The sequence below is a fragment of the Deltaproteobacteria bacterium genome, from assembly GCA_019308995.1.
In the GTDB taxonomy this organism is placed as follows: Bacteria; Desulfobacterota; Desulfarculia; order Adiutricales; family JAFDHD01; genus JAFDHD01.
Genome location: JAFDHD010000180.1, coordinates 1 through 4194 on the forward strand (window position 1 = coordinate 1; position 4194 = coordinate 4194).

The 4194-nt window shown below is 53.7% G+C and carries 3 protein-coding genes; 2 read left to right on the forward strand and 1 reads right to left on the reverse strand.

The window, feature by feature from the left end; all coding sequences use genetic code 11:
* Positions 1-74 precede the first annotated feature (74 nt).
* Positions 75-440, forward strand: coding sequence for an MmcQ/YjbR family DNA-binding protein (locus JRI95_16490; protein MBW2063142.1), 366 nt, complete (start codon positions 75-77; stop codon positions 438-440).
* Positions 441-473: 33 nt separating this feature from the next.
* A complete protein-coding gene (locus JRI95_16495) occupies positions 474-824 on the forward strand; it encodes a cupin domain-containing protein (GenBank protein MBW2063143.1) in 351 nt (116 codons plus the stop codon).
* A 55-nt stretch (positions 825-879) separates the two neighbouring features.
* Here JRI95_16495 and JRI95_16500 read toward each other — a convergent pair whose 3' ends face one another.
* Positions 880-3789, reverse strand: coding sequence for a UvrD-helicase domain-containing protein (locus JRI95_16500; GenBank protein MBW2063144.1), 2910 nt, complete (start codon positions 3787-3789; stop codon positions 880-882).
* Between the last annotated feature and the right edge of the window lie 405 nt (positions 3790-4194).

Genomic DNA, 4194 nt, shown 5'->3' on the forward strand with positions numbered 1-4194 from the left:
ATAAATTATTAAGAAGTGTCATCCGGGCCGACCCTTACCTGTTCTGAAAATTCAGCCGCCAAGAGGTAGAAGGCATGAAACTTGAACCGCTCCGCACCTATCTTCTCAAAAAACCAGGTGCGACTGAAGAATACCCCTTTGGGCCGGAAGCCATGGTCTTCAAGGTCAAAGGAAAGATGTTCGCCCTGATCGCCTGGGCGGAAAACCCTCTTCGCCTCTCACTCAAATGCGATCCCGATCTCGCTCAAGCCCTGCGCGAAGTCTACCAGGCCGTCCGGCCCGCCTACTATATGAATAAAAAACACTGGAACACCGTTGTTTTAGATAACAGAATCCCTGAGGACGAGATATTGACCATGATTGACGATTCTTATGACCTGGTGGTTAAAGGACTAAAAAAAGCCGACCGGGAAAAGCTTCAAAGATTGGTTAATAAGTAAAAATACCTTATTCAAATCATGGAGGGTTTTGAGATGAAGATAACCAGTCTGGACAATGTCGAAAAGATGGACATGAACATGGAAGGCGCAAAGAAGGTGCTCAAACAGGTTCCCATATCAAAAAATGACGGCGCGCCCACATTTTCCTTTCGTGTATTTACTATTGACGTGAACGGCCACACCCCGTTTCATCGGCATTCCTCGGAACATGTAAATTATATCATCGCGGGCCACGGCGTTCTGGTTACGGAAAACGGGGAGGAGCATGAGGTCAAACAAGGGGATTTCGCCCTGGTCCTGCCCGATGAAAAACACCAGTATAAGAACAAATCGGCCTCCGAGCCTTTGATAATGATCTGCGCCGTGCCCAAGGAAAACGAATAAGCGAACAGGTTTCCCCCTTCATTTTTAGGCGCTGACCGGGAACGACTATAAAATTTTAGAATAACTCCAACTGTCTGGCTCTGGGCGGCGGGCGGCGGCCGAGCCTGGCTTGGGTTTTGAGCTGACTGGAGATCTCCTCAAGAAAAGGTGAGGGCTTGGGCTGGCGCTTGATCCCGAAAAGGCTGCGGGACCTGGACCGCGTCAGAAAAAGCTGCCTCCGGGCCCGGGTCATGGCGACGTAAAAAAGCCGCCGTTCCTCTTCGAGGGAAACAGGCCGATCATTTGGAGGCTCATAAGGCAGTACTCCCTCTTCCAGACCAACAATGAAAACCACCTCGAATTCCAGACCCTTGGCCGCATGCATGGTCAGGAGGCTGATCTTTTCTACCGAGAAATCCATGTCATCGGTTTCATGGAGCGACTCAGTCCCAGCCTGCTGTAAAGGCAACCCCGCCTGACCGAGCGCCTCGACAAAAGGACCGGCCAGGGCGTGCAGGCGATAGAGAACCGCTATATCTTTCAAGGTCAGGTCAGAAGTCTCAGTTGAATCGGCCAGACCGGTGTCCAAGGCATAGTGGCTCGTCCCGCCCAGGAGTTTCTCTATTTGAACCGCCACATACTCGGCTTCAGCCTGGGGCGAGGCAGCCGCGACGGTGGTCAGACGGACCGGACCGGAAAGTCCGGAGAAAAGCTCAACCCTGCCTTCAAATGGATTGTGAGCAATGACCTGGGCCGAGGCCTTGAGGATGGTGTCGGTGCTGCGGTAGTTTTGGGTCAGCCTTATCACGCGCGCCCCAGGGAAGTCCTCATTAAAGCGCTTGAAATATGCCGCATCCGCCCCGCGAAAACCGTAGATGGCCTGATCTGGATCGCCGATAACAGTCAGGCTGGGGGACGAATCTCGCACCAGGAGCCGGGTGAGGCGGTATTGAGCCAGGTTGACGTCCTGGTACTCATCAACCAGAACATGACGATGGCGATCCTGGCAAGCCTTGGCAATGGCAGGGTTTTCTTCGAGCAAGGCCACGGTTTTTGCGATCAGGTCGTCAAAGTCATATCCGCCCGCCGAGGCCAGAGCCTGTTCATAGCGCTGATATAGCTGGGCCAGTTCAGGATTTTCCAAATCACCCGGTCGCCCGAGATTCTGCTTGGCCAGGGAAATAATCCTCAGGAGCTCTGCCGGAGAATAATCCGAACCGCGGGCTACTTCCCTGGCCAGGTCCAGGATTGCCTCTTCAGACAGGACTTCAAACTGACGGCCGCTGAATTCACTCAGGATCCTGGCTCCCAGCGCATGAAAGGTCATGACCGGCATTTTCTTAATCCGGGAGTTAAAAGGCAGACACCAAGCCAGCCTTGAGGACATCTCGCCGGTGGCCTGGCGCGTAAACGTCACGCCCAGGACCTCTTCAGGCCTGGCCAGGTTCTCCCTGACCAGCCAGGCCGCCCGCCGGGTTAAAACCAGGGTCTTGCCTGTACCTGGCCCGGCCAAAATAGACAGGGGCCCGGACCCATGAGTTACAGCCTCATATTGAGGCGGATTCAGGTCGTCCAGAAGCGGGTCATCCGGGAATAAAACCGCCTGACCGCCCTTCCCTTTTGCCGGGGTAAAGAGGCTCTCAGGCTCTGCCTTGGACTCAGAAGCCGCCTTAGCAGGAGCGCCGGCCTTTTTCTTTTTTTCAGGAGACGCCAAAGCGAACAGGGCGTTCTGGCCAAGGAGCGACTTCCGCTCGGCTGGATCGAAGAGACTCACCCGGCCGTACTCGCCGTCGTATCCGGGGGCAAGGCGGACCTGACCTTTCCGCATCCGCTCGATTCCTATGCCCAACAGCTCGCCCCCGGCCCGGGCGATGTCCTCAATCGGCATCTCCCTAAGGATAAGGAGCTCCGGCCCCAGCTTGGCCAACAAATCGTTATAAAGGTGGCTAACTTTTTTTGTTTGAGGACCGCTGCCAAGGACTTCAGACAGGACTTCAGACAGAGGGATAAGGCTCTGAAAAAAGCGGGCTGCCTCAGGCCGCGCCTCCTCTGAATCAGACGCTGGCGGCCGGTCAGCCAGCTCCTCAACCCGGTACATCACACCCAGGGTCACGGGCTTACCGCACACCGGACACAGTCCCTTAAGCCGCCTGGTCTCCGACGGTTTGAGGCGCTGGTGGCATTTGCGGTGTCCGTCCAGGTGATATTTGCCTTCCTCGGGAAAAAATTCAATGGTGCCTTTAAAACCGCCCTGCCCCTTCATGGCCTTTATAATGGCCGGATACGAGAAATCGGTCTCAAAAAGATTGGCCTCCCGGCCCAGCTTGGCTGACGAATGGGCATCCGAATTGGAAACCAGAATAAAACGATCTATGGCTGAGAATCTCGAATTCATGGCCGGGTCTGAAGACAGTCCGGTCTCCAAGGCATAGATATGCCCGGTCAAGTCCTCGAAACATTCTTCAATGGAATCGAACCCGCTTTTGGAACCTAGCACTGAAAACCAGGGCGTCCAGATATGGGCGGGAATAAAAAAGATTTCCGGTGAAATTTCAAGGCAAAACTCCAGCAGGTCTTTGGCGTCCAGGCCCAGAATCGGCCTGCCATCGGATTCGATATTACCGAGACGGGCCAACCGGCTGTTAAAACGAGCCGCTGTCTCAAGGTTGGGCAGGAGGATCAGATTATGATTCTTGCGAACCTGACCTTTCTTCTTATAGATGTTGGAAATCTCGACACTAAGGACAAACCGGGTTTGCCCGCCTTCTGAAAGCACCAGCTCATCTTTGAGCCGGTAAAAGCCCTCCTCAGCCTCAACCAGCTGATCCTGAAGCTCGGCAAACCACTCCGGATGAGTCGCATCACCGGTGCCAACCAGAGCCAGCCCTTTCCGTGCTGCCCAGAAGTCCAGTGAACTGAGGTTGATTTTTCGGGAAGTGGCCCGAGAAAAACGCGAGTGGACATGCAGGTCCGCAGTGAATTTCAAACCCTGACCCCTTGGTGAAAGTGGTGACGAGGCAACTATAAGACAATCCCGTTAAAATAGAAAGTCATTTCCAGACCGGCCTGACCATCATTGCCACGGATCGAACGGAGAAGTTGTGTATGTCAAGTTCTGCAAAAAGGATTCATGGCATACGGGGTTCGAGTTATCGCAAGGCGCTGGCCATGGCGCGCTGCCTTTAAGAGGCAAGTGTGCGTCATGGCCAGCGCCGTTGTTCATGCAGCCTTCTATACCTTTCTAATAACCGATTCCTTTTTATGTCCTTTGAGAAGTTTCACGTCCAGATAAATGGAAAAAAATTAATTTTATATTTCAGAGACGACTATTTAAGCTTAAAGTTCAGGTCCTCAAAGGCCTGATAGAGCACAGCCCCTTCGGCCTGGGCAG